At 73.1% G+C, this 25,483-nt stretch carries 22 protein-coding genes and 1 pseudogene; 10 read left to right on the forward strand and 13 right to left on the reverse strand.

Annotated features, from left to right (window positions below; genetic code table 11):
• From FDM97_RS07580 to fasR, 3 genes are all read right to left on the reverse strand, one after another.
• The gene (locus tag FDM97_RS07580) at positions 1-1,032 is read right to left on the reverse strand and encodes a ketoacyl-ACP synthase III (RefSeq protein WP_137989485.1); all 1,032 of its coding nucleotides are present in this window, start codon (positions 1,030-1,032) and stop codon (positions 1-3) included.
• A gap of 16 nt (positions 1,033-1,048) precedes the next feature.
• Positions 1,049-1,966 (reverse strand): ACP S-malonyltransferase, encoded by a 918-nt coding sequence (locus FDM97_RS07585; RefSeq protein ID WP_137989486.1) that lies wholly within the window; start codon positions 1,964-1,966, stop codon positions 1,049-1,051.
• 89 nt (positions 1,967-2,055) lie between these two features.
• Complete coding sequence (fasR, locus tag FDM97_RS07590; protein ID WP_137989487.1) at positions 2,056-3,237, reverse strand: fatty acid biosynthesis transcriptional regulator FasR; 1,182 nt, start codon at positions 3,235-3,237, stop codon at positions 2,056-2,058.
• A gap of 94 nt (positions 3,238-3,331) precedes the next feature.
• Between fasR and FDM97_RS07595 the strand changes: the two genes are divergently transcribed.
• Positions 3,332-3,988, forward strand: coding sequence for a pirin family protein (locus FDM97_RS07595; RefSeq protein WP_432816280.1), 657 nt, complete (start codon positions 3,332-3,334; stop codon positions 3,986-3,988).
• A 304-nt stretch (positions 3,989-4,292) separates the two neighbouring features.
• On the opposite strand, the gene FDM97_RS07600 is transcribed toward FDM97_RS07595, so the two are convergent.
• Positions 4,293-5,474 carry a L,D-transpeptidase gene (locus tag FDM97_RS07600; protein ID WP_137989489.1) on the reverse strand — a complete coding sequence of 394 codons (1,182 nt, stop codon included), beginning with the start codon at positions 5,472-5,474 and terminating at the stop codon, positions 4,293-4,295.
• Between the two features lie 191 nt (positions 5,475-5,665).
• Between FDM97_RS07600 and FDM97_RS07605 the strand changes: the two genes are divergently transcribed.
• From FDM97_RS07605 to FDM97_RS07625, 5 genes and pseudogenes are all read left to right on the forward strand, one after another.
• The gene (locus FDM97_RS07605; RefSeq protein ID WP_137989490.1) at positions 5,666-6,841 is read left to right on the forward strand and encodes a lipid II:glycine glycyltransferase FemX; all 1,176 of its coding nucleotides are present in this window, start codon (positions 5,666-5,668) and stop codon (positions 6,839-6,841) included.
• Positions 6,838-8,265 (forward strand): annotated as a pseudogene (gene murJ / locus FDM97_RS07610) (murein biosynthesis integral membrane protein MurJ); the annotation flags it as partial. The gene FDM97_RS07605 and the pseudogene murJ, both read left to right, overlap by 4 nt.
• A 774-nt stretch (positions 8,266-9,039) precedes the next feature.
• Positions 9,040-9,723, forward strand: coding sequence for a response regulator transcription factor (locus FDM97_RS07615; RefSeq protein WP_137989491.1), 684 nt, complete (start codon positions 9,040-9,042; stop codon positions 9,721-9,723).
• On the forward strand, positions 9,720-11,168 hold the full coding sequence (locus tag FDM97_RS07620) for a sensor histidine kinase (RefSeq protein ID WP_254705529.1): 1,449 nt from the start codon (positions 9,720-9,722) through the stop codon (positions 11,166-11,168). The genes FDM97_RS07615 and FDM97_RS07620 overlap by 4 nt, the downstream gene beginning before the upstream one ends.
• Entirely contained in the window at positions 11,165-11,971 is an 807-nt protein-coding gene (locus FDM97_RS07625) for a hypothetical protein (RefSeq protein WP_137989493.1), read from the forward strand. Before FDM97_RS07620 ends, FDM97_RS07625 begins: the two co-directional genes overlap by 4 nt.
• Here the strand turns inward: FDM97_RS07625 and FDM97_RS07630 are convergent.
• Positions 11,952-12,767, reverse strand: coding sequence for a serine hydrolase domain-containing protein (locus FDM97_RS07630; RefSeq protein WP_137989494.1), 816 nt, complete (start codon positions 12,765-12,767; stop codon positions 11,952-11,954). The two genes, FDM97_RS07625 and FDM97_RS07630, sit on opposite strands and share 20 nt — an antisense overlap.
• 52 nt (positions 12,768-12,819) lie before the next feature.
• Here FDM97_RS07630 and FDM97_RS07635 point away from each other — a divergent pair, with 52 nt between their 5' ends.
• A complete protein-coding gene (locus FDM97_RS07635; protein ID WP_175439057.1) occupies positions 12,820-13,209 on the forward strand; it encodes a MerR family transcriptional regulator in 390 nt (129 codons plus the stop codon).
• Between the two features lie 4 nt (positions 13,210-13,213).
• Positions 13,214-14,224, forward strand: coding sequence for an aldo/keto reductase (locus FDM97_RS07640; RefSeq protein ID WP_175439058.1), 1,011 nt, complete (start codon positions 13,214-13,216; stop codon positions 14,222-14,224).
• A gap of 2 nt (positions 14,225-14,226) precedes the next feature.
• Here the strand turns inward: FDM97_RS07640 and FDM97_RS07645 are convergent, their stop codons facing one another.
• The 7 genes from FDM97_RS07645 to FDM97_RS07675 all read right to left on the reverse strand — a co-directional run bounded on the left by FDM97_RS07645 (position 14,227) and on the right by FDM97_RS07675 (position 22,319).
• Positions 14,227-15,423, reverse strand: a complete 1,197-nt coding sequence (locus FDM97_RS07645; protein WP_137989496.1) for an acyltransferase family protein — start codon at positions 15,421-15,423, stop codon at positions 14,227-14,229.
• Positions 15,420-16,400: an alpha/beta hydrolase gene (locus tag FDM97_RS07650; RefSeq protein WP_137989497.1), complete on the reverse strand. Its 981-nt coding sequence runs from the start codon at positions 16,398-16,400 to the stop codon at positions 15,420-15,422. Before FDM97_RS07650 ends, FDM97_RS07645 begins: the two co-directional genes overlap by 4 nt.
• A gap of 853 nt (positions 16,401-17,253) precedes the next feature.
• Positions 17,254-17,940, reverse strand: a complete 687-nt coding sequence (locus tag FDM97_RS07655; protein WP_137989498.1) for a response regulator — start codon at positions 17,938-17,940, stop codon at positions 17,254-17,256.
• Entirely contained in the window at positions 17,937-19,295 is a 1,359-nt protein-coding gene (locus tag FDM97_RS07660; RefSeq protein ID WP_137989499.1) for a sensor histidine kinase, read from the reverse strand. The genes FDM97_RS07655 and FDM97_RS07660 overlap by 4 nt, the downstream gene beginning before the upstream one ends.
• 138 nt (positions 19,296-19,433) lie before the next feature.
• Positions 19,434-20,291, reverse strand: coding sequence for a DUF4429 domain-containing protein (locus tag FDM97_RS07665; RefSeq protein ID WP_137989500.1), 858 nt, complete (start codon positions 20,289-20,291; stop codon positions 19,434-19,436).
• A 65-nt stretch (positions 20,292-20,356) separates the two neighbouring features.
• Complete coding sequence (locus tag FDM97_RS07670; protein WP_137989501.1) at positions 20,357-21,568, reverse strand: alpha/beta hydrolase; 1,212 nt, start codon at positions 21,566-21,568, stop codon at positions 20,357-20,359.
• Positions 21,569-21,689: 121 nt separating this feature from the next.
• The gene (locus FDM97_RS07675; RefSeq protein WP_137989502.1) at positions 21,690-22,319 is read right to left on the reverse strand and encodes a TetR/AcrR family transcriptional regulator; all 630 of its coding nucleotides are present in this window, start codon (positions 22,317-22,319) and stop codon (positions 21,690-21,692) included.
• Positions 22,320-22,445: 126 nt separating this feature from the next.
• Here FDM97_RS07675 and FDM97_RS07680 point away from each other — a divergent pair, with 126 nt between their 5' ends.
• Positions 22,446-24,068, forward strand: coding sequence for an MFS transporter (locus tag FDM97_RS07680; RefSeq protein ID WP_137989503.1), 1,623 nt, complete (start codon positions 22,446-22,448; stop codon positions 24,066-24,068).
• 155 nt (positions 24,069-24,223) lie between these two features.
• Complete coding sequence (locus tag FDM97_RS07685; protein ID WP_137989504.1) at positions 24,224-24,661, forward strand: peptidase inhibitor family I36 protein; 438 nt, start codon at positions 24,224-24,226, stop codon at positions 24,659-24,661.
• On the opposite strand, the gene FDM97_RS07690 is transcribed toward FDM97_RS07685, so the two are convergent.
• Positions 24,642-25,454, reverse strand: coding sequence for a potassium channel family protein (locus tag FDM97_RS07690; RefSeq protein ID WP_432816199.1), 813 nt, complete (start codon positions 25,452-25,454; stop codon positions 24,642-24,644). The genes FDM97_RS07685 and FDM97_RS07690 overlap by 20 nt on opposite strands.
• Positions 25,455-25,483 lie beyond the last annotated feature (29 nt).

Genomic DNA, 25,483 nt, shown 5'->3' on the forward strand with positions numbered 1-25,483 from the left:
CTAGGGGAGGGTAACGACCGTCGCGGCGAAGACGAGACCCGCCCCGAAGCCGATGATGAGCGCCGTGTCGCCGCTCTTCGCCTTTCCGGTCGCCAGGAGCCGCTCCATCGCGAGCGGGATCGAGGCGGCCGAGGTGTTGCCGGTGGTTTCGATGTCACGCGCGACCGTGACGTGCTCCGGCAGCTTGAGAGTCTTCACCATCGAGTCGATGATCCGCATGTTCGCCTGGTGCGGGATGAAGACATCCAGGTCGTCCGCCGAGATTCCGGCGGCGTCCAGCGCCTGCTGGGCGACCTTCGCCATCTCGAAGACGGCCCAGCGGAACACCGCCTGGCCCTCCTGCGTGATGGCGGGGAACTTGATCTCGCCCTGCTCGTTGAGGGGGAGCTTCGAGACGTCGCCGACGTGGAACTCGTTCCACGGCACGGTCTGCTTGATCGTCTCGGACTTGTCGCCCTCCGAACCCCACACGGTGGGGCCGATGTGCGGCACGTCGGAGGGGCCGACCACGACCGCGCCGGCGCCGTCGCCGAACAGGAAGGCCGTCGCGCGGTCCTCCAGGTCGGTCAGGTCGCTCAGCCGCTCGACGCCGATGACGAGGACGTACTCGGCCGAACCCTCGACGATCATGCCCTTGGCGAGCGTGAGGCCGTAGCCGAAGCCCGCGCAGCCGGCGGAGATGTCGAACGCGGCCGGCTTGCCGGCGCCGATCTTGTCGGCGATCTCGGTGGCCACGGCCGGGGTCTGCTTGAAGTGCGAGACCGTGGAGACGATCACGGCGCCGATCTGCTCCGGGGCGATCCCGGCGTCGGCGATGGCCTTGCCGGAGGCCTCGACGGACATCGCGGTCACGGTCTCCTCGGGGGAGGCCCAGTGACGGGTGGCGATACCGGAGCGCGAGCGGATCCACTCGTCGGACGAGTCGATCTTCTCGAGGATCACCTCGTTGGGCACGACCCGGGTGGGGCGGTAGCCGCCGACACCCATGATCCGCGCGTACGGGGCGCCCTTGCTGGGCTTGATCTTCGACATGCTCTACGGCTCCTTCTCAGGCTGCAGTGTGCTCGGCGACGAGCGTGCGGGCCGCGTCGAGGTCGTCGGGGGTCTTCAGGGCGACCGTGGGGACGCCGGGCAGGGCGCGCTTGGCGAGACCGGTCAGCGTGCCGCCCGGGCACACCTCGATCAGCGCCGTGACACCCAGCGACTTGAAGGTCTCCATGCACAGGTCCCAGCGGACCGGGTTGGCGACCTGGCCGACCAGGCGGGCGATGACCTCCGCGCCCTCCGTGACGACCTGACCGTCCTTGTTGGAGACGTAGCGCACCGCAGGGGAGGCGACGGTCAGCTCCTTCGCCGCGGCCTGCAGCTTGGCGACCGCGGGCGCCATGTGGTGCGTGTGGAACGCGCCGGCGACCTTCAGCGGGACGACCCGGCGGACACCCTCGGGCTTGTCCGCCTCCAGGGCGGCCAGCTGCTCCAGCGTGCCGGCGGCCACGATCTGGCCCGCGCCGTTCACGTTGGCCGGGGTCAGGCCGAGCTTCTCCAGGTGCGGGACGGTCACCTCGGGGTCGCCGCCGAGCAGCGCGGACATGCCGGTCTCGGTGATCGCGGCGGCCTCGGCCATCGCCAGTCCACGCGTCCGTACGAGACGCAGTGCGGCGGTGTCGTCGAGGACGCCGGCGAACGCGGCGGCGGTGATCTCACCGACGCTGTGGCCCGCGACGGCGCCCGGCGCGATCTCGCCGAGCGCGGTGGCGGACAGCAGCCCCGCGGCGACGAGAAGGGGCTGGGCCACGGCGGTGTCGCGGATCTCGTCCGCGTCCGCCTTCGTGCCGTAGTGGGCGAGGTCGAGCCCGATGGCGTCGGACCACGCCGCAAGGCGGTCGGCGGCACCGGGGAGTTCGAGCCAGGGAGTCAGGAAGCCGGGCGTCTGAGCGCCTTGGCCGGGAGCGACGAGTACGAGCACCCTCACACTCTCTCTTGGGGACGGTCCCTGGCGCCCGTGGGGACTAGGACGAAGAACCGTCGGGGGAATTGTTGGTGTTCGACAAAAGTCTAGGACTGCGAATCTCCGTCGGCCAAGCGCCCCAGGATGAGCGCGATCCGCAGCGTGAAGGCGGAACGCACGTCGGAGGGTGACCAGCCGGTGACGTCTGTCACACGTCGAAGCCGGTAGCGCACGGTGTTGGGGTGCACGAAGAGCATCCGGGCGGCGCCTTCCAGGCTGCTCGCCTGCTCCAGATAGACACTCAGTGTTTCCAGGAGCGCCGAGCCCGCTTCCTCCAGCGGTCTGTAGATCTCCTCCACCAGCTGCTCGCGGGCCGAAGGGTCAGAGGCGATGGCGCGCTCCGGCAGCAGATCGTCCGCGAGGACCGGCCGCGGCGCGTCCTGCCAGGCCGAACACGCCTTGAGACCGGCGGCGGCGGCCTGCGCGGACCGGGTCGCGGCGAGCAGATCGGGGACGACGGGACCCGCGACGACGGGACCGGCCGCATACGGTCCGATCAGCGCCTTCGCCACCGCGAGGGGGTTGTCGTTGCCGCCCGCGATGACGACCAGCCGGTCGCCGAGGACACCGGTGAGGACCTGGAGCTTGGCGTGCCGGGCGGCGCGGCGGATGGCCTCGACGGTCAGCTCGCTGTCGCCGTCGGGTGCGGTGCCGAGGACGACGCAGACGTGCTCGGGGGAGTTCCAGCCGAGGGCGGCGGCGCGGGAGACGGCGCCCTCGTCGGCCTCCCCGGACAGGACCGCGTTGACGACGAGGGACTCGAGACGGGCGTCCCAGGCGCCGCGGGCCTCGGCGGCCTGGGCGTAGACCTGGGCGGTCGCGAAGGCGATCTCGCGGGCGTAGACGAGGAGCGCCTCGCGGAGCACGGACTCGTCACCGGGGGCGGCGACCTCCTCGATCGCCGTCTCCATGACCTCGATGGTCGTACGGACCATCTCGACGGTCTGGCGCAGGGTGATGGCCCGGGTCAGCTCGCGGGGCGCGGTGCCGAAGACGTCGGTGGAGATGGCCTGCGGGGTCTCCGGGTGCCGGAACCACTCGGTGAACGCGGCGATACCGGCCTGGGCGACCAGACCGATCCACGACCGGTTCTCGGGCGGCATCGCCCGGTACCACGGCAGCGTCTCGTCCATACGGGCAATGGCGTTGGCGGCGAGCCGCCCGGAGGACTGTTCGAGGCGCTTCAGGGTCGCGGAGTGCGGGTGAGGAGTGTTCGTGGGTTCTGGCACGGGACAAGACTGCCTTATCGGGACGGCGACGTGCGGGGTCGGGGCTGTTTCCCCGTCCCGGGGGCCGCCGCCCGGCGGCTACCGTTTCCCCGTGATCCGTATCCAGCGCGCCGCCGACCGCTACCCCGGGGGCGACCCCGACGCCGGGATCGACACCCGGCACGCCTTCTCCTTCGGGCGGCACTACGACCCCGACAACCTCCGCTTCGGCGCCGTGCTCGCCTGCAACGAGGAGCGGCTCGCGCCGGGCGCCGGGTTCGCCGAGCACCCGCACAGTCACACCGAGATCGTCACCTGGGTCGTCGAGGGCGAGCTGACCCACCACGACTCGGCCGGTCACACCACGGTCGTCCGCGCCGGGGACGTCCAGCGGCTCAGCTCGGCCGGGGGCGTCCGGCACGAGGAGCGCAACGACGGCGACGAGCCGCTGGTCTTCGTCCAGATGTGGCTCGCACCGCTGGAGCCGGGCGGCGAGCCCTCGTACGAGATCGTCCGCGGCATCGCCGACTCCACTCCGTACGCCCTCCCGGAGGCGGCCGCGATGCTCCACGTCAGGCGCCTGGAGCCCGGCGAGCGCACCGCCGTCCCGGACGCGGACTTCGTGTACGCCCACGTGGTGCGGGGCACGGTCCGCCTCGACGCCGAGGAACTCACCTCGGGCGACGCGGCCCGCGTCACCGGCGCGCGCGACCTCGCACTCATGGCCACGACGGACGCGGAGATCCTCCTCTGGGAGATGCGCGCGACCTGACGCCGAAGGGCCAGGTCGTCGGCCGGGGCGGGCTCCGGGCAGGGCCGGGAGCCCGGCGGCGCGCCCGGAACTCGGGCGGCCACGGCTTCCGCCCGCGCCGGGCACGGCGAAGCCGGCTCCGGCTCCGGCCGGGCCGCGGCGTTGTGGCCTCGGTTCGTGCTGGGCATGGCCCAGGTGGTGTCGGCGTCCCGGGCGAGCGGGCCGTCGCCCGGCGGTTGGGCATGCCGGCCCGGCCGCCGGCCATCGCGTCGCCGTGGTCCCGGCGCATGCCGGGCGGCCGGGCCCCGTCGGGGTCGCGCTCGCTTCAGTGAGCCACCGCGCTCTTCGCGCGCCACCGCTCCCAGCTCACGTTCCACGCGCCGTAGCCGTTGCCCTCCGCCACCGTGCCCTTCGTGTCCGCGCCGCGGATCTCGAACGGGTCCCCGACCCGTACCGCCGCGTAGAAGGACGCCGCCTCGGCCGTGCTCATGCCGATGCAGCCCGAACTGCGGTTCGCGCGGCCGAAGTACGCCCCGTTCCACGGGGCCGCGTGGGCGTACATGCCCGACCACGTCAGCCGCATCGAGTAGTCGACCATCTTGTCGTACGCGTCGCCGAGCCCGACCGTCTCCGAGTTCATGCGGATCGTGCCCTCCTTCGCCATCAGGACCGCCGTGCCACGCCACGACCGCTTGTCGCCGCCCGGCGTGCCGCCGGAGACGGGGATCGTGCGCACCGCCCGCCCGTCCCGCTCCAGGGTGAGCGTCTTCCGGTCGAGGTCGACCTTCACGACCTGCGCGGCGCCGACCGTGAAGCCGGTGCGGTAGTCCCGTACGAACCAACCCCCGCCCGAGTCCGTCCCGTTGAGCGTCGCGTCCAGGCTCACGCGGGTCCCCGGCTTCCAGTAGTTCTTCGGCCGCCAGTCCGCCCTGTCCTTGCCCGACCAGTCCTTCAGCCAGCCCCAGGACCCGACCGTGCCGTTCGAGGTGGTCACCCTGAGCTGCTTCTCCACCTCCGCCTTGTTCGTCACCGGCCGGTCGAACACGATCGACAGCGGCTGCCCGATCCCGACCGTCGTGTCCTTCCCCGGCGCCAGCGTCAGCTTGTTGACCAGCGCCGCCTCGGCCGTGGAGAACGTCGACCGGGTCGTTGTCTCCTTCCCCCGGGCGGTACGGGCCGTCGCCTCCACGCGGTACGAGGTGCCCGGCACCGCCTTGCGGTCCGAGATCCAGGACGTCCCGCCGGCCCCGGTACGGCCCGCGAGCACCCCGCCGTCCGCGTCCACGACCTTCACCGCCGTCAGGGTGCCGCCGGATGCGGTGATCGTCACGGTCCGTCCCGCCGCGGGGCTCACGACGGTCACCTTCGCAGGGCCCTCGGCCGGCTTGGCGTCACCGGCCGGGCCGGCGTCACGGGCCGCGCCCGCCGCACCCGCCGTACAGGCGGTGAGCGAGCCGCAGAGGGCGACGGCCGCGAGTGTCTGGCGTATTCGGGTGCGTACGGGCATCACGGAAGCCTCCGGAAAAGATGTGGGATGCCCGGACTGTAGGCCGCCGAAAGCGCCGTGAACGCTCTGTGACAAGGGCTGCAGGGAAACGGTCATCGTCCGGTCACACACGACGCGCGGCACGGTCAAGGAACGCTGTGAGCATCCTGTGCGCCCCCCGACCGAGGGGGCGGAACAAGGAGGCTCACGTTGTGTCAGCTCTGCTCGTGACGGCCGCACCTCAGCACGCCACCACCCGCCTGGAGCCCGTAACAGCCGAGGCGTACCGTGCCTTTCTCGCGAGGAGCGAGCCGGGCCCCAGCTTCCTCCAACTCCCCTCCTGGGCCGACGTCAAGGAAGGCTGGCGCCCTCAACTCCTCGGCTGGCGAACGGGAGACGGCAAGCTCACCGGCGTCGCCCTCGTCCTCCTGCGCCCGTTCCCCGGCACCCGCAAGTCCTTCGCCTACCTCCCCGAAGGCCCCGTCGCCGACTGGTCCGACCCGGACCTCGACGGCTGGCTCACCCCGCTGCTCCGGCACCTGCGGGCCGCGGGGGCCTTCGCCGTACGCATGGGGCCCTCGCCCGCCTTCCGCCGCTGGAACGCCGCCACCCTCAAGGCGCACACCGGGCCCGGGCGCCGGCTCGGCGACGTCCTCGCCGACGAGGTCGACCCACTCGGCACCGCCGTCGCCGAACGCCTGCGGGCCCGCGGCTGGCGCCGCTGCGGCGGGGACTCCACCAGCGACTCCGACGGCGCCGACGCCCAGCCCCGCCACGTCTACCAGGTCCCGCTCGCCGGCCGCACCACCGACGACCTGTGGAGCGGCCTCAACCAGGAGTGGCGGCGCAACGTCCGCAAGGCCCGCAGGTCCGGCGTCGAGATCGTCGTCGGCTCGGCGGCCGACCTGCCCGACTTCTACCGGCTCCTGCGGATCACCGAGGAGCGCGACGGCTTCCGGCTCGGCCGCTCGCTCGCGTACTACGAACGGCAGTACGCGGTCCTCAACGCCGAGGAACCGGGCCGGATGAAGCTCTACCTCGCCCGCCACGGGGGCGAGACCCTCGCCGCCCACACGATGATCACCGTCGGCCGCCGGGTCTGGTACCAGACCGGCGCCTCCGCCGACCACCGCCGCGAGGTCCGGCCCTCCAACGCGCTGCAGTGGCGGATGATGCTCGACGCCCACGCCCTCGGAGCCGATGTCTACGACATGCGCGGGATACCCTCCACCCTTGATCCGGACGACCGCGCCCACGGTCTGCTGCGCTGGAAGCTCGGCACGGGCGGGCAGGCCGTCGAGACGCTGGGGGAGTGGGAGACACCGTTGGAAGGCACGACCAACCACGCGCTGTACCGGGCGTTCCAGGCGTATCTGGCCCGCCGATGACGGCGGCGACGCTCGTGGAGCAGCGCCGGGCCGCCCCGTCCGTCCTGCGCAGCGGCGCGCTCATGGCCGCCGGGTCGCTGGTCTCGCGCGCGACCGGGTTCGTCCGCTCGGCGATCGTCGCCGCGGCGCTCGGCGTCGGGGGGATCGCCGACGGGTACGGGGTCGCCAACTCCATCCCCACCATCGTCTACATGCTGCTCCTGGGCGGCGCGCTCAACGCCGTCTTCGTGCCCGAACTGGTCAAGGCGGCCAAGGAGCACGAGGACGGGGGCGTCGCCTACACCGATCGTCTCCTCACGGCCTGCGTGTGCGCGCTGCTGGCACTGACGGCGGGCGCGGTGCTCGCGGCGCCCGCGATCGTCGACGCATACACCGACTACAGCGGCGCGCGGGAGTCGATGACGGTCGCGTTCGCCCGCTACTGCCTGCCGCAGATCTTCTTCCTTGGGCTGTTCACGCTGCTCGGGCAGGTGCTGAACGCGCGGGGCAGGTTCGGCGCGATGATGTGGACGCCGGTCCTCAACAACCTCGTCGTCATCGCCGTGTTCGCGCTCTATCTGGCGACGGCGGCGGCCGGCGGCGGACTGACGGCGGGGGAGACGGCGCTGCTCGGCTGGGGCACGACGGCGGGCATCGTGCTCCAGGCGCTGGCGCTTGTGCCGTCGCTGCGGTCGGCCGGCTTCCGCTGGCGCCCGCGCTTCGACTGGCGGGGCAGCGGTCTGGCGGCGCCGCTGCGGTCGGCCGGGTGGCTGGTGCTGCTCGTCCTGACCAACCAGGCCGCGTACTGGGTGACGACGAGGCTCGCGACGGCGGCGGGGACGCGGGCGGAGGTGCTGGGCGCGGGCGGGGGCTTCGGCTTCGCCGCGTACAACAACGCGTATCTGCTGTGGGCCGTGCCGCACGGCATCGTCACCGTCTCGCTGGTGACGGCGCTGCTGCCGCGGATGAGCGGGGCGGCGGCGGACGGCGACCTGGCGGGGGTACGGCGGGACGTGTCGTACGCGCTCCGGACGAGCGCGGCGGCCGTCGTCCCGGCGGCCTGCGCGCTGTTCGCGCTGGCGGTGCCGCTGATGAGCCTGGTCTTCCAGTACGGCAGAACCGGCGCCGACGACATCCGGGCGATGGCCTGGATCCTGATGGCCTTCGCCCCGGGCCTCGTCGCGCTCTCGGGGCAATACGTCTGCACCCGTGCCTTCTACGCCCTGCGCGACACCCGCACCCCGTTCCTGCTGAACCTGGTGATCGCGGCCCTCAACGCGGGCCTGTCCCTGACCGCGTACCGCCTTCTCCCGCCGACCTGGGCGGTGGCGGGCCTGGCGGCCGGCTACTCGCTCGCCCTGTGGGCGGGCTGGGCCGTGACGGCGTACGCCCTGCGCCGCCGCCTGTCCGGCGGCCGTGCCGGCGCGGCGACCGCGGGCCCGTCAGGCGCCGCCCCGGCCGGTACGCCCGACGCGTCCGGCGCGTCCGCGCGTATGGCAACGGTCGGCGGGGCGGCTTCGGGCCTGTCTGGTACGCCCGACCCGTCAGGCGCCGATCCGGCCGGGACGCCCGGCCGGTCAGGCGCCGATCCGGCCGGGACGCTCGAAGCGTCCGGCGCCGGCGTGTCGGGGCCGGCGGCGTCGGAGCTGTCCGGCGCGTCCGCGCGTATGGCAGCGGTCGGCGGGGCGGCTTCGGGTCTGTCTGGTACGCCCGTCCCGTCAGGCGCCGATCCGGCCAGGACGCCCGACCCGTCAGGCGCCGGCTTGGCCGGCGGGGCGGCCTCGGGTCTGTCCGGGACGCTCGAAGCGTCCGGCGCGTCCGGCGCGTCCGCGCGTATGGCAGCGGTCGGCGCCGGCCCGGCCGGGGCCGCGTCCTCGCTCGTGCGGCTGCTCGTGGCCGCCGTACCCGCGGCCGGTTTCGGGCTGCTCGTCGCCGATGTGACCGCCCCGGCGGGGGCGCTCGCGGCGGGCGCGGCCGGTGGCCTCGTCGTCCTCGCGGTCTTCGGCCTCCTGGCCCGCCCCCTCCGGCTCACCGAGGTGCAGGCGCTGCTGACCGGCGCGGCCCACCGCCTGCGCGGCCTCGCGCGGCGAGGCTGACGCCCGCCGCGGCCGCGCGACCGGGAGCCGTCGCTCACCGCCGGGCGGACACCCGCCGCGACACCCCGCCACCGGCCTTCCCCTCCGAAGATCCCCTTCGACCGACCTTGGGATACTGCTCGAATGCCTCGCGTGCTTCTCATAGAAGACGACCCCTCCGTCCGCGAAGGGGTCGAACTCGGGCTCCGTCGCCGTGGTCACGACGTGCGGACCGCCGCCACCGGGGAGGCCGGGCTCTCCCTTCTCAGGGAGTTCCGCCCCGACCTGCTGCTGCTCGACCTGATGCTGCCCGGCATGAACGGCGTCCAGGTCTGCCGCCAGGTCCGCGAGACCAGCCAGCTGCCGATCATCATGCTCACCGCGCGCGGTGACGACTTCGACGTCGTCATCGGTCTGGAGGCCGGCGCCGACGACTACATCGTCAAACCCGCCCGCACCGAGGTCATCGAGGCGCGCATCCGCGCCGTCCTCCGGCGCATCGAAGAGCCCGGAGCCGGCCGCCCCGCCGTCGAGTTCCACGGCGAGCTGGCCATCGACCGCGCCGGTCTCACCGTCGCCAAGTCCGGCGAGCGCCTCGCCCTCGCCCCGTCCGAGCTCAAGCTCCTCCTCCACCTGACCGCCCACCCGGAACAGGTCTTCAGCCGCCAGCAGCTCCTCGAACACGTCTGGGAGCACAGCTACCACGGCGACTCCCGCCTCGTGGACGCCTGCGTCCGCCGGCTGCGCACCAAGATCGAGGACTCCGCCGGCGCTCCCCGCTACATCCAGACCCTGCGCGGCTTCGGCTACCGCTTCGGGCCGCTGTGAGCGGCCGCCGCGCCCCACGACGCCGCCGCCACCCCTTCGGGCTCCGCACCCGGCTCGTCCTCGCCTTCCTCCTCGTCGCCGCCGTCGGCTGCGGCACCACCGCCGCCCTCACCTACCGCGCCGCCCGCAACGCCATCCTCGAACAGGCCCAGGACACCGCCGTCTCCGCCTTCCGCGAGCAGGTCCAGACCCTCGGCGTCACGCTGCCCATCGAGGCGGACTCGCTGCGCGATGTGCTCCGACAGATCGCCAAGCAGGGCAAGCCCCGCGCCTGGCGCGTCTACGCCGAGTACGGATCCGTCCGCGTCTCGTCCGCCGAACGCCCCACCTCCACCGTCATCACCCCCGAACTCCGCTCCCGCGCCCGGGCCTCGGCCCACGGCAGCTTCCAGCGGGTGGTCAAGAACGGCCGGCCCTACCTCACCATCGCCGTCCCCGCCGTCTTCAGGGCGCACACCCCGGCCGACGCCGTCCACCGCACCGGCCTCGTGCTGTACGCCGTCATGGAACTCGACGCCGAGGAGGCCAACGTCGAGGCGATGGTCCTCGCCGCACGCGACGGCGCCCTGCCCGCGCTCGCCATCGCCCTGATCCCCGCCCTGATCGCCGCCCGCAGCGTGCTGCGGCCGGTGCGGGAGCTGCGGCGCGCCGCCGACTCCATGGGGCGCGGCCGGCTCGACACGCGGATCCACGCCAAGGGCAGCGACGAACTCGCCGACCTCGCCCGTACCTTCAACGAGTCCGCCGCCGCGCTCGAACGCTCCGTCGTCGAGCTCCGCCACGCCGAGGCCCGCGCCCGCCGCTTCGCCTCCGACGTCTCCCACGAGCTGCGCACCCCGCTCGCCGGGATGCTCGCCGTCACCGAGGTCCTCGACGAGGACGCGGCCACCCTCGACAGCGACACGGCCAGGGCGGTACGGCTCATCAGCGCCGAGACCGGCAAGCTGGCCGTGCTCGTGGAGGACCTCATGGAGATCTCCCGCTTCGACGCGCGCGCCGCCGAACTCCACGTGGACGAGGTCGACGCGGCCGACTGCGTGCGCAAGACCCTGCAGCACCGCCGCTGGACCGACCCGGCGCTCGTCCGCACCGACCTGCCCGCCGGGGTGCGCGCCCGGCTCGACCCGCGCCGCTTCGACATCGTCGTCGCCAACGTCGTCGGCAACGCGCTGCGGCACGGACGACCGCCGGTGACCGTGCGGGTGCGTGCCGACGGCGACTGGCTGGTGACCGAGGTGTCCGACCGGGGGCCCGGCATCGCCGACGAGGTCCTGCCGCATGTCTTCGACCGCTTCTTCAAGGCGGACCCGGCCCGTACCCGCTCCACGGGCAGCGGACTCGGTCTCGCCATCACCCTGGAGAACGTCCGGCTGCACGGTGGCACCGTCACGGCCGCGAACCACCCCGACGGCGGAGCCGTCTTCACGGTGAGGATCCCGCGATGAAGCGCCGGACCGGGCTCGGCGCCCTCCTCGCGGGCGCCCTCGCGCTCACCGGCTGCGGCATCCAGCAGACCGACGTCGTGGAGGCCGGCGGGCCGGCGACCATCGCCGTCATTCCCGTCCAGGACAGCCGGTTCCTCCTCTTCTACGTCGACGCCGACGGCAGACTGACCCCGGTCGCCCGCGACATGGGCGGACCGTTCGGCGGCTCGGAGGGGTACGAGCCCGGGTCCGGCACGGTGCTGCCCACCTCTCCGCTCGGCAGCGGGATCATCGCTCCCAAGGCGCTCACCGTGCTGCTCCACGGTCCGAACGCGGCGGAACGTGCGGCAGGCCTCCACAGCCGGCTGCCGGAGCCGAGCGCGTGGAAGCACGCCAAGGAGGGGCCTCTCCTGTCCCAGGAGCCCGTCAGAACCGCCGCGAACGGCGAGCACACGCTGCGGATCAGTCTCAACCTCCCTCTCGGCGATCTGGAGGGCACGGCGATCCGTCAGCTGGTGTGCACGGCGGCCTACGCGGAGGAGACCGACGGCCGGGTCTCCGTCGTCCTGTCGGGACCGGGCGGCGAACTCCCCGCCCAGCGCTGCGACGACTTCATCGTCGGCACCCCCACCACGGCGGCGCAGGACACCCCGAGCGAGGGCACGCGGAACACCCCGGACACCCCCGACACCCCCGACACCCCGAACACGCCGGACACGCCGGAAACCCCGGACACGCCGGACCGTCCGAGCGGCACGGGCGGTCCCTCCCCGACCCACGCGCCACCCAGGACGAAGCCGTCGCCTACGCGCGCAGCTCCATGAGCACCGCGTCCGTGAACGGCGGCCACGCCTCCACCGCCCACGGCCCGAAGGGCCGGTCGGTCAGTGCCACGCACGCGGCGCCCGCATCCGGGTCGACCCACAGGAACGTGCCCGACTGCCCGAAGTGCCCGAACGTACGCGGCGAGGACGAAGCCCCCGTCCAGTGCGGCGACTTGCCGTCCCGGATCTCGAAGCCGAGCCCCCAGTCGTTGGGCTTCTGGTGTCCGTATCCGGGCAGGATGCCGGTCAGGCCCGGGTACGTCACCGTCATCGCGTCGAGCACCGTGCGCGCGTCCAGCAGCCGGGGCGCCTGCACCTCGGCCGCGAAGCGCACCAGGTCGTCGACCGTGGACACCGCGTCCTTGGCCGGCGAGCCCTCCAGCGTCGTCGAGGTCATCCCCAGCGGCTCCAGGACAGCCTGGTGCAGGTACTCGGCGAACGGGATGTCCGTCGCCTTGGCGACATGGTCGCCGAGCGCCTCGAACCCGGTGTTGGAGTAGATCCGCCGGGTGCCCGGCGCGGCCATGATCCGCTGCTCGTCGAAGGCGAGACCCGAGGTGTGGGCCAGCAGATGCCGGACGGTCGCGCCCTCGGGCCCGGCGGGCTCGTCGAGGTCGATCGCCCCCTCCTCGTACGCGACGAGGACGGCGTAGGCCGCCAGCGGCTTGGTGACCGACGCGAGCGGGAACCGCTGTCCGGTGGGGCCGTGGGACCCGGCCAGGGTGCCGTCCGCGCGCACGACGGCGGCGGCCGCGGTGGGGACGGGCCAGTTCTCGATCAACGCCAGGCTCTGCATGCAGCCGAGCCTACTTGCTTCGAGTGCACTCCAAGGTTCTAGCGTGGGGCCCATGAGCGTGATCGAAAGCACCACGCAGACCACTCAGGCGCATTACACCATCAGCGAGGTCGCGGCCCGGACCGGCCTCTCGGCGCACACCCTGCGCTGGTACGAGCGGATCGGGCTGATGCCGCACGTCGACCGTTCCCACACCGGCCAGCGCCGCTTCACCGACCGCGACCTGAGCTGGCTGGACTTCGTCGGCAAACTCCGGCTGACCGGCATGCCGGTCGCCTCGATGGTGCGGTACGCGGAGCTGGTGCGCGAGGGCGATCACACCTTCGACGAGCGGCGCGAACTCCTGGAGAGCACGCGGCGGGACGTCCTGTCCCGGATCGCCGAGCTCCAGGACACGCTCGCCGTGCTCGACATCAAGATCAGTCACTACAGGGAGGCATGACCCGGTGAGCAGAATCTCCACGGTTCGGCTGGGTACGGACGGACCCGAGACCGGCGTCCAGGGCTTCGGCGCCATGGGCATCAGCGAGTTCTACGGCGACACGGACGAGGCCGCCGCCCGCGACACCCTCGACGCGGCCCTGGAGGCCGGCGTCACCCTGATCGACACGGCGGACGCCTACGGAAGCGGGACCAACGAGGAGTTCCTCGCCCCGTTCCTGGCCGCGCACCGCGACGAGATCGTCCTCGCCACCAAGTTCGGCCTCGAACGGCGCGCCGACGACCCGCGCTACCGGGGGATCAACAACGATCCCGCCTACATCAGGAAGGCGGCCGAGGCGAGCCTGCGCCGCCTCGGCGTCGACACCATCGACCTCTACTACATGCACCGCCGCGACCCGGCCGTCCCGCTCGCCGAGTCCGTCGGCGCGATGGCCGAGCTGGTACGGGAGGGCAAGGTCAAGCACCTCGGCCTGAGCGAGGTGACCGGGGCCGAGCTGCGCGAGGCGCACGCGGTGCACCCGATCGCCGCGGTCCAGTCGGAGTGGTCGCTGTTCTCGCGGGACGTGGAGCGCAGCGCGGTCGGCGCGGCGGCCGAGCTCGGCGTCGCGTTCGTGCCGTACTCGCCGCTCGGCCGGGGCTTTCTGACCGGCGCGTTCGCGGACGCCTCGAAGGAACTGTCGGACGGCGACTTCCGCCGGCACCAGCCGCGGTTCACCGGCGAGAACGCGGCGCGGAACGCGGCCCTGCTCGAACCGGTCCTGAAGATCGCGGCGGCGCACGGCGCGACGGCGGCGCAGATCGCCCTGGCCTGGGTGCAGCAGCGGGCCTCCGTGCACGGTCTGACGGTCGTCCCGATCCCGGGCACCCGCAAGCGGTCCCGCCTGGAGGAGAACGCGGCGGCCACGCGGATCACGCTGACCGACGCCGAACTCGCGGAACTGGAACCGATCGCCGACCGGGTGACCGGGGACCGCTACCCCGACATGAGCTTCACGTCGGCGGCCCGCGAGTAGCCTCACGCCAGCCCCAGCGCGAAGACCGCGAAGCCCGCCGCGAGCAGCCCCGCCGCTGCCCGCCGGGCGGTGCCGGCCCGCGTCCACGGGGACTCGAAGCCGCGCGCGTACCGCCCGATGAGCACGAGCAGCCCGGCGAACAGCGGCATCCAGGCCAGCCGGGCGAGGACCCAGCCGACCGTGTCGGGCGCGCCGACCAGGCCCGGGACCTCACCCCCGTACGAGGCGGGGATCGCGGCCGCGAGCATCGCCGTCTGGTGCCAGCACAGGATCGTCATCGCGGACAGGTTGACGACCACGACCGGCGCCCACAGCGCGGGCCGCCTCAGCAGCTTCCCGAGCCGGTCGCGCAGCAGGATCGCGGCGCCGCTCTGGGCGGCGGCGAGGGCGAGGACGAGCAGCGACGGCGGGTGGGAGTTGGTACGGGCCTCACCCGGCACGCCGACCATCGAGGCCGGGTAGCCGAAGGCGAGCAGCAGGGCGGCGAAGAGCGCGGCGCCGCCGATCAGCAGTCCCCAGGCGTGCCGCCGGGTGAGCTTGCCCTCGCCCCAGGAGACGCCGAGCTGGTAGGCGAAGAGCCAGCCGGGCAGGATGTTGAGCACGCTCAGCCAGGACGGCACGGCGTCCGCGTACGGTCCGTAGCGCAGGAAGTCGACGACGGCGACGGAGCCGAGCAGCGGGGCCGCGGCCCACACGCCCGTCCGGCGGGCGGCGCGCACACAGAGCGGGGTCAGTGCGGTCACGACCGTGTACACGCCGACGAACCACAGGGGCTGGATCACGAGGGTCGACGCCGTGCGCAGGGTGTCGCCCGGCACTCCGAACCCGTAGTGGAGGAGCGGGAGCAGCGCCGCCCAGACGGCGGTGACCCCGAGGACGGGACGGCCGAGCCGGGCGAGCCGGCCCTTGAGCCACGCGCCGGTGGAGCCGTTGTGCTTCCGGTACGACAGGACGGAGGCGTAGCCGCCGACCAGGAAGAAGATCCCGAGCATCTGCAGGATCCAGCTGACGGGCGCGAGTCCGCCGAAGGCGGCGAGGGGGCTGGCGTTGTGCAGGGCCCCGTCGGAGGAGAGCGTGAAGCCGCCGAGCAGCCAGTGCCCGGTGGGCACGGCGAGCAGGGCGAGGGCGCGCAGCCCGTCGATGGCGCGGTCGCGGTTCACGGGGGTGCGGGATTCGATGCGCTGGGCGAGCTGGTTCATCGGACATCCCCCTGGGCGATGGCGGCGAAGGTACGGAGGGATCGGGTGCCGGGCGCGAAGTAGCCGTTGTGGCCACGGGAGTCGTCGGCGGGGACGCGGCGGGCGCCGAAGGCGGGGTCGGTGGGGTCCTCGCCGTGCCCGAGCCCCGCGAACTCGACGTTGGGGACGTTGTCGATCCAGTCGGACGGGTTCTTGGCGGCCCAGACGCGGGCGGAGGTGTTCAGGTCGGCGACGCTGTCGGCGCGCATGCCGGGGGAGCCGAGGACGACGAGGTCCTTGGCCTTGAGGTCATGGGCGGCCAGTCCGCAGACGACGGAGCCGTAGCTGTGGCAGAACAGGGACGGGGCGGGCGCCCCGACGGCGGCCAGCCCGTCGGTCAGCCGGGTCAGCCGCGCCGCCCCGGCCTCGGCGAGGTCCCCGGTGGCGGCGTCGAGGCCGACGCCGACCGGCGTGGTGTAGCCGGCCCAGGCGATGACGGCGGTGCGGCCGTGGGTGGCCCGGCGCAGTGCCTCGGCCATGTCGGTGAGCGGCTTCACGTTCCCGGCGTCGATGTCGGAACCGGGCACGATCACGGCCACGTGCGCGGCCTCGCTCACGTCCCCGTAGACGAGGGCGACCTGGCCCCGGCCCCGGGGGTCGGAGGCGAGGACCTGCTGACCGGCGTACTGCTCGCCGAGGGTGAGGGCGTTCGCCTCGTACCGCAGTCGCAGCGGAGCACCATCGAGGTTGCCGACGACGGAAGGGTGCTCGCGAACGAGCTCCCGCTGCCGTTCCGGACTCAAGTCCCGGAAGAATCCGGCGACCTGGGCGGGCGTCATCCGCTCGGGATCGGGCAGCCCGTCCCCCCGCCAGGCCTCCACCCCGACGGGCGCCCCGGTCACGGCCTGCTGCGCCTGCCCCGACGCCCACCCCGCCGTCCCGACCACCACGGTCGTGGCGAGCGCGGCGGCGACCAAGGTCCTTGTGTAGCGGCGCATGGGGCGCCCTCCCTCTTCGTGTCTCTCGTCCGTGGCGAGAGGAAGGTAGGAAGCGGACGGATGACGGCACGTCACACCGGGGGGCCAAGTCCGCACCGATACCCCGGTAGGGGGTGGCCGAGGCGCTGCCCCCCGTCGGGGGGTGGGGTTTTCCCCCGGTGGCCGGGGGACGGCGGGGCGGTGGGCCCCAGCCTTCGGCTGGGGACGGGCGCCGGGGCGGTCACGGCATACGGGGGTCCGCCGCCGTGCTGGGTTGCCGTACGGGCGGGGCGCGGCCGCGAAGCTGCCTGCGGGTCCTCAGCCTCCCCGACCGTCGCCCCAAGCGGGCCGGTACATGCCTCTTCGCCGCCGGCCGGGGCCTACGGCGCGAAGCCACCACGTACGCCGGCACGTGGGTCCCGGGCCCCGCGCCCGGGCTGTCGGTCAGGGTGCGACGCGAAGCTGCCGCGTGCGGGGTACGGAGCGGAGCCCTGGTCTCCCCGGCCCCGGCCCCGGGCCGGGCTGGCCGGTACCAGCGTCCTCAGGACGCGCGGCGCGAAGCCGCCGCGTACGCGGGCACGTGGGCCCCGGGCCCCCCGGCCTGGGTTTCCGCGTCCGGGCCGGTGGTCGGGGTGGGCGGCGCGAAGCTGCCGTGGAGTGGGTCCCCTGTCCCACGTTCGCGCTGTCGGCCGGGCTGCGGCGCGAAGCTGCCGCGTATGCGGAGCCCCGGGCCCCGGGCCCGCGTCCGGGCTGTCGGTCAGGGGGCGGCGCGGAGCAGCCGCGGGCGGGGGTGCGGGGGCGGGACCCCGGGCTCGTCAGGGTTTTGGGGAGGGGTGGGGTGGGGTGGGGGAGTGTCCGCGCAGCGGGCCCCGCGTCAGCGACCCGCGTCGCCCGGGGTCACCAGGCCCGACTCGTACGCGAAGATCACCGCCTGCGCCCGGTCGCGCAGATCCAGCTTCGCCAGCACCCGGCCGATGTGCGTCTTGACCGTCTGCTCCGCGAGGACCAGCCGGTTCGCGATCTCCTGGTTCGACAGGCCCCGCGCGATCAGCTCCAGTACCTCGGTCTCACGCGGCGTCAGACCGTTCAGACGCAGCGCCGCCCGGTCCGCCCGCGGCGCCGGCTTCGACGCCGCGAAGTCGGCGATCAGGCGGCGCGTCACCGAAGGCGCCAGCAGCGCCTCCCCGGCCGCCACCACCCGTACCGCCGCGATCAGATCAGCCGGCGGCGCGTCCTTCAGCAGGAAGCCCGACGCGCCCGCGCGCAGCGCCTCGTACACATAGTCGTCCACGTCGAAGGTGGTCAGCATCAGCACCTTCGGACGGTGCACGACACCGGCCGGCGGGTTCAGGATCTCCCGCGCCGCCGCCAGCCCGTCCATCTCCGGCATCCGTACGTCCATCAGCACCACGTCCGGGTGCGCGGACCGCGCGACCTCCACCCCCGCCCGCCCGTCCGGCGCCTCGCCCACCACGTCGATGTCGGCCTGCGCCGACAGCAGCGCGGCGAACCCCGCCCGCACCATGGCCTGGTCGTCGACGATGATCACGCGGATGGTCACACCGTGTCCTTCGAGTTCAGCGGGAGGCGCGCGGCCACCCGGAAGCCACCGTCCGGCAGCGGACCGGTGTCCAGCGTGCCGCCGGTCAACCGTACGCGTTCCCGCATGCCGACCAGCCCGTGCCCCGTCCCGGAACCGCCCTCCAGCGGCGAAGTGCGGGCGGCCCCTGGGCCGTTGACGACCAGGACGTTCAGCCAGCCCTCGTCCGAACGGACCGACACCCTCGTCCGCGCACCCGGCGCGTGCCGTACGACGTTCGCCAGCGCCTCCTGCACGATCCGGTACGCCGACAAGTCCACCGCCTGCGGTACCTCACTGAAGTCCTCGAGGTCCGCGGCCATCGACAGCTCCGCCGGCACCCCCGCCCGTACCGTCGCCTCGATCAGCTGCTGCACCCGGTCGAGGCCCGGCTGCGGGGCCCGTTCGCCCTCCGTGCCCTCGCTGCGCAGCACCACGAGCAGCCGGCGCATCTCGGCGAGCGACTCCCGCGCGCTGGCGGCGATCGAGGTGAACTCCTCGCGGGCCGCCTCCGGCAGGTCGGGGATCCGGTACGGCGCCGAGTCCGCCTGGACCGTGATCACCGACATGTGGTGGGCGACGACGTCGTGCAGCTCCCGCGCGATCCGGGCCCTCTCCTCCAGGAGCGTGCTGCGCGCCCGTTCGGCCGCGGTGCGGCGCTCGGCGTCCCCGCGTTCGCGCAGTGCCGCCGTGAGGAGCAGGACCACGCCGCTCAGGATGAAGAGCAGGACATGGATGGCGTCGGTGTTCCGGGGCGCGACCAGCTCGAAGGCGAAACCGGCCGCCCCGGTCACCAGCCACACGCCGAGCAGCGCCCGGCGCGACTCGCGCAGCCCGAGGGCGAGCATCAGGGCGAGGTAGCCGACCACGAGCGGCGGCGTCCACGGCCAGGTGCGCCCGTCGAGACCGTCGGCGGCCAGCATGACCAGCGCTCCGGCCACATCAGCGGCGCCGATGATCCACCACGCCTGGAGCGGGCGGGTCACGGCGAGCAGCAGCGGCGCGGTCTGGGCGGTGGCGAGGGCACCGGCGAGGGCGCCGTTGACCTGGTAGTCGTTGACGAGGACCGTGATAGTGGTGGGGAGCAGCGAGGCGACGAAGGCGAAGGCGACCGCGTAAGGGAGCAGCCTCAGCCACCGGTTGCGGGCTTCGGCGAGCAGCGGGGCGCCCGGTTCCGTCGGGGTCGCGAGGGCGACGCCGAAGGACTGCATCACCCCGCGGGCGGGAGCCAGCAGTCGGGCGGTCCGGGCGGCGAACCCGGAGAACCCGGAGAACCCGGAGAACCTGGTGGGCCTGGGGGTCTTGGGGGGCTCGGGGGCGGGAGGTCTGGTACTCATGGCCCGCTCAGGTTAGGCAGCCGGGACGGCGGAGGTCGTCATACCGGGGAGCCGGACGCGCACTCATACCCTGGTATCACCCCACACGCCCCCGCCCCCCGGCCCCCGCCCCCGCTCCCGGTGCCGCCCGTCGCAGCGTCACAGCTCCGCGAGCAGCTCCGCCTTCTTCGCCGCGAACTCCTCGTCCGTCACCAGACCCGCCTGATGCAGCTCCCCCAGGTGCCGGATCCGCTCCGCGACCCCCGCCGGATCGCGCCGTTCCGCCTCCAGGGGCGCCACCGCCCGTCCCGCGCCGCGGACCGCCGCCAGGACCGCCGCGGCGAACGGCAGGGACTCGTGGACCGGGCCGTAGCCGAGGCCGAAGACGACGGCCGCCGGATCATGGTCCGCCTGCGCGGGCTGCGGGTCTCCGGACCGGGTCAGCAGGCGCAGGTACCCGTCGAAGACCTCCGGCGAGCGCCACTCGACCCCGCTGAGCTCCCGTACCGGAAAGGTCTGGTCGCCCGCCTTCCACTTCTCCGAGGACGCGCCCGTCCAGAACCAGCGGAACTGCACCTCCGACGACCCGTCGAAGCTCGCCTTACCGTCGTACGCCTTGAAGGACTGCGGCCCCTCGGGCGCCGCCACCAGGAAGCCGTCAGACGGCCCGTCCGGCCGGAGCCGCGCCCGCAGTTCATCCCGGTAGTACTCGGCGAGGACCTCCCGCTCGGCCGGGAGCACCAGCCGGTACGGGTCGCACGCCTCCTTCAATTGCCCCGCGGCCGCCTCCATCAGCGGGTCGGCGCCCGGTCTCGGCACGGCGTGCAGCACCACGGTGCCCCGCTTGCCCGGGGCAAGCGTCACCGACGCCAACGCTTCGTGCGGGATACGCCGTTCGCGCAGCGTCTGGAACAGCTTCGGTGCGCGGATCCCCCGTTCGAAACGGATGACGACGGCGTCGCTCTCGAACTCCCAGGTGGCATGAATTCCGGCCAGCACATCACCCATGTGCCTCATCGTATGCGGCGTGCGCCCGCGCGTCGCCCCTGCACCGGGGGACGAAATCCCGCGCTCTACGCGCGTCAGAGCCCTTCCGCGCCGGAGATTCCGCTGCGACAAGCGCTGTCGGCGCTCGCACAGGTCAGGCGCTGGTACGAACCAACGCCTATCGAGGCGAAGTTGTCGAGGCTGTCGGTGCCCGGCTCGAAATAGCCGGTGTGGCCGTTCGCGCCGGCCGCCGAGAGCAGCCGCGCACCGAACTCCGGCTCCACCGGGTCCGCCCCGTGCCCGACCCCGCCGACCGCGAGATGCGGCACGTCCTCGATCCAGTCGTCCGCGTCCCGCATCGCCCAGACCCGGGCCCGGGTGGACAGTTCGGCCGCGCTCCGCACGCGCATGCCGGGGCTTCCGGCCACGACCACGTCCGTCACCCGGGAGGGCAGCCGGGGCGCGGCGACCCCGCAGAGCACGGAGCCGTAGCTGTGGCAGAACAGGCTGACGCGCGAGTCGCCGGGCAGGGCGGCGGTCATGTCGACGAGCCGTACCGCGCCCGCCGAGGCGAGGTGGCCCATCGCGGCGTCGATGCCGACGCCGACGGGGGCGGTGTAGTCCGCCCAGGCGATGACGGCCGTACGGCCCCGGGGGTCGGCCCGGCGTTCGGCGGCGTACAGCGACTGGGCCATCCCGGCGGGAGCCGAGTACTTGCGGCTGGTCTTCTGGAAGGTGAGCAGATTGGTGTCGACGCCGGGCACGATCACCGAGACCCGCCGCGCCCGTTCCAGATCGCCGAGCACCTCGGCCGCCCGGCCGCCGCCGGTCGGGTCGAAGGCGAGGATCTGCCGGTCCGGCCGCATCAGCGAGGTGAAGCGGTGCGCTCGGCGCAGCGCCTCGGTCCGGCCGTCGGCGGTGAGCCGGGTGTCCGTGACCCTGTTCCGTTCGGTGTCGAGGGCCCGGGCGAGGGAGAGGCGGTTGGCGCGGTAGCGGAGCGTGACCGGCGCGCCGTCGAGGTTGCCGACGACGAGCGGGTGCGCGTCGGCGAGGAAGGTGCCCTGCGCCGGGCCGATCGAGGCGAAGAACGCGGCGATCGTACGGGCGGGGGCGGCCGGGTCGGGCAGGGCCCGGTGACCGATCCTGCCGTGCGTCCAGGAGGCGAGCGCGGCCTCGCGGGAATCCCCTGGCCCGCGCTGATGCCGGATCGTCGTCCAGCCGGTGGTCGCCAGGAGCACGAACACCACGGCCAGCGCGAGCAGCATGCGCCAGATGGAGAGGGTGGGGGAGGAGTCGAAGGAAGTCACTGCGCCACACCCTAGGAGACCGGCACGGCGCCGAGGGCGGGCGAGTGAGGTGGATCACTGTGAAGGTGTCGTGTGGTGACACTCCGTACGCGCGGGCGTACGCCGAGCGGGTGAGGGGGCGTCAGCTCCGCCAGTCCGGTTCGAGGGCCGGGCCGATGTGGTCGAGGTAGTGCTCGGTGAGGGCCCGGATTCCCTCCAGGGTCGGGTCCGTGCCCTGGCCCCAGAGCTGGCCCGTCACCCGCATGACGCCGCTGAACGCCGCCACCGCGATGCGCGGGCGCGGGTCCTCGTCCACGTCCAGGCCCTCGCGCTCGGCGATGAGCCGGGCGATGGCCTCCTCCATCTCGGTGGAGCGGCGCAGATGTACGGCGAGGAGCGCAGGGGTCGACTCGATCATCTGGAAGGTCCGCAGATACAGCTCGACGGGCACGACCTCCATGATCGCCTCGCCGATGGTGTCCCAGGCGGAGAGCACGGCGTTGCGCATCGCGTCGAGCGGGCCCTCCTCGGGGGGCCGCTCGCTCAGCGCCTGGACGAAACGCTCCTCCACCATCTGCTGGACGGCGAAGGCGACCTCTTCCTTGGAGGAGAAGTAGCGGAAGAAGGTGCGCTGGGAGACCTCGACCGCGTCGGCGATCTCGTCCACGGTGGTCTGCTCGTACCCCTGGGTCGTGAACCGCTCCAGGGCCACCCGGAGCAGCGCGTCCCGTGTGCGCTGCTTCTTCCGCTCCCGCAGACCGGAAACCGTCACGACATGGCCCTCTTTTCGCCACTTTCCGATGCTCGGTGCAGCTCAGCGTACCTGTGAGCTACGTGACAGTTACAGGCGCGTGAATTGCTTTGTCAATTGTCAGTCGCTGACATTAGCCTCTGCGGCATGACTAGTCAGACCACCGTGGAAAAGGCCCCACAGAGTCAGGGGGGTGACCGGAGCCCCGCCCCGGCTCCGGCGAAGGGCCTGCGAGGCCACCCCTGGCTGACGCTGTTCGCCGTCGCTGTCGGCGTGATGATGGTCGCGCTCGACGGCACGATCGTCGCCATCGCCAATCCGGCCATCAAGACCGACCTCGGCGCCTCGCTGGCCCAGGTCCAGTGGATCACCAACGGTTATCTGCTCGCGCTCGCCGTCGCCCTGATCACGGCCGGCAAGCTCGGCGACCGCTTCGGCCACCGCCAGACCTTCCTGATCGGCATCGCGGGCTTCGCCGCCGCGTCGGGCGCGATCGGCCTGTCCGACTCGATCGGGCTCGTGATCGCCTTCCGTGTCCTCCAGGGCCTCTTCGGCGCCCTGCTCATGCCGGCGGCGCTCGGCCTGCTGCGTGCCACCTTCCCCGCCGAGAAGCTCAACATGGCCATCGGCATCTGGGGCATGGTCATCGGCGCCTCCACGGCGGGCGGCCCGATCGTCGGCGGCCTGCTGGTCGAGCACGTCAGCTGGCAGTCCGTCTTCTTCGTCAACGTGCCGGTCGGCGTGGTCGCGCTCGCCCTCGGGCTGGTGATCCTGAAGGACCACCGCGCCGAGAACGCCCCGCGCTCCTTCGACATCCTCGGCATCCTGCTGCTCTCCGGCGCCATGGGGTCCCTCATCTGGGGCATCATCAAGGCCGGTGAGTCCTGGGGCTGGGCGAGCGGCAACACCTGGGGCTGCCTGGGCGGCGCGGTTCTGCTCTTCGTCGTCTTCGCCCTCTGGGAGACCAAGGTCAAGGAGCCGCTCGTCCCGCTGGGCATGTTCCGCTCCGTCCCGCTCTCGGCGGGCGTGGTGCTGATGGTCCTGATGGCCTTCGCCTTCATGGGCGGCCTGTTCTTCGTGACCTTCTACCTGCAGGGTGTGAAGGGGCTGAGCCCGGTCGACAGCGGCCTGCACCTGCTGCCGCTGACCGCGATGATGATCGTCTCCTCGCCGCTGGCCGGTGCGCTGATCACCAGGTTCGGACCGCGCATCCCGCTGGTCGGCGGCATGGTGTGCACCGCCACCGCCATGTTCGGCATGATCACCCTCTCCTCGGGGACCGGCACGTTCGTCATGTCCCTCTGGTTCGCCCTCCTCGGCCTGGGGCTCGCCCCGGTCATGGTCGGCGCCACCGAGGTCATCGTCGGCAACGCCCCGCTGGAGCTCTCCGGCGTGGCGGGCGGTCTGCAGCAGGCCGCGATGCAGGTCGGCGGCGCGCTCGGTACGGCCGTGCTCGGCGCGGTCATGTCCTCCAAGGTCTCCAGCGCCTTCGCCGAGAACTGGAAGGACGCCGGCATCCCGGTGCCCGCCGACCCGCGCCTGGAGCAGGCCGCCGAGTTCGGCATGGTCCCGCCGGAACTGGCCGAGCAGCCCGGCATGACCCCGGACATGCTCGACCGGATCGGGGGTGTCATCCACGACACCTTCATGGACGGCATGGGCCTGGCCTTCACCGTCGCCGGTGTCGTCGCCGTCGTCGCGGCCCTGGTCGCCACACTGACCAAGCGTGGCGAGAACGCGGAGGCGGGTGCGGGCGGCGCCCACATCTGACGCGTCGGCGTGACGTGACCGCAGCCCCGCCGGACGTCGTCCGGCGGGGCTGTCACCTATCCGGGTGAACCGGTTCGAACCCTCTTCCCAACAGGCAGTGACATCCGCCAGAGTTCTGATTACGGAGAGTCACGATCAACGGGGGGTTCACCGACATGCGTACGAAGCACGTACTCCTGGCCGCACTGGCGGCCACCCTGCTCACCGCCCTGCCCGCGGCGGTCACCGCCCTGCCCGCGGCGGCCCTGCCCGCGGCGGGCGCGCCGACCGCCGCACCCGCCGTCGCGCCCGCCGTCGCGCCGGCGCCGAAGCTCGGGGCGTGCGCGCCCGGCCAGCTGTGTCTGTGGCCCAAGGCGGACTTCAAGGGCAAGGCCCAGGCGCACGAGCTGGCCGGTACGGACATCGAGAGCTGTGTCGCCCTGCCGCCCGGCACGAGCGCCCAGGCCCTCGCCAACCGGACGGGACGGCCGGTCACCACGTACCAGTCCGCCGAGTGCGCCGAGACCGGGGAGTTCGAGACCTATCCGGGGCGGGGGACCTGGGTGCCCCAGACCCCGTATCAGGTCAGAGCCTTCAAGATCTGGGAGCGGTAGGGAGCTCGCCCTGCGGCGGGCCGGTGGCCGTCGAGGCCTCGCCCTGGGGCGGCACCGGGGCCGGCGAGGAGAGCCGCGCGACCTCGGCGCGCAGCTCGCGGACCTCCCGGAACAGCCTCTCCAGGAGTTCCGTCTGACGCCGCTCCTGGGCGTCGTCGCGCTCGAAGCGGGAGATGAACCAGGCGGCGATGTTGGCGGTGACCACACCGAGCAGGGCGATCCCCGAGAGCATCAGGCCGACCGCGAGGGCGCGGCCGAGGCCCGTCTTCGGCGCGTGGTCGCCGTAGCCCACGGTCGTCATCGTGGTGAACGACCACCACACCGCGTCGCCGAGCGTCTTGATGTTCCCGTCCGGCGCTTCCCGTTCCACGTGCAGCACGGCCAGCGAGCCGAACATCATCAGCCCGACCACCGCGCCCGCCACATACGTGGTGAGCGTGATCTGCGGGGCCATCCGGGCCCGCCGGCCCACGAGGAGGAGTGTCGCGACCAGCCGGAGCAGCCGAAGCGGCTGAATGAGGGGGAGCAGCACCGCGAGCAGGTCCAGCGGATGCCTGCGGACGAAGTGCCACTTGGCGGGTGCCAGTGCCAGTCGTACGGCGTAGTCGGCGGCGAACGCGCCCCACACGACCCACTCGACGTGGGTGCACAGCCGGTGCACCCAGGGTTCGGCGTCGGGCGCCACGATCGGCACGGCATAGGCGATGCCGAACACGACGGCGAGCCCCAGCAGCGGTGTCTGGGTGCGCGTCTCCCAGCGCAGCTGCGGGGTTCGTTCCTTCATGCCAGGCATCGTAGGCAACGCCGAGGGGCGGCGAGACC

Origin of the sequence: Streptomyces vilmorinianum (genome assembly GCF_005517195.1) — a bacterium.
In the GTDB taxonomy this organism is placed as follows: Bacteria; Actinomycetota; Actinomycetes; order Streptomycetales; family Streptomycetaceae; genus Streptomyces; species Streptomyces vilmorinianum.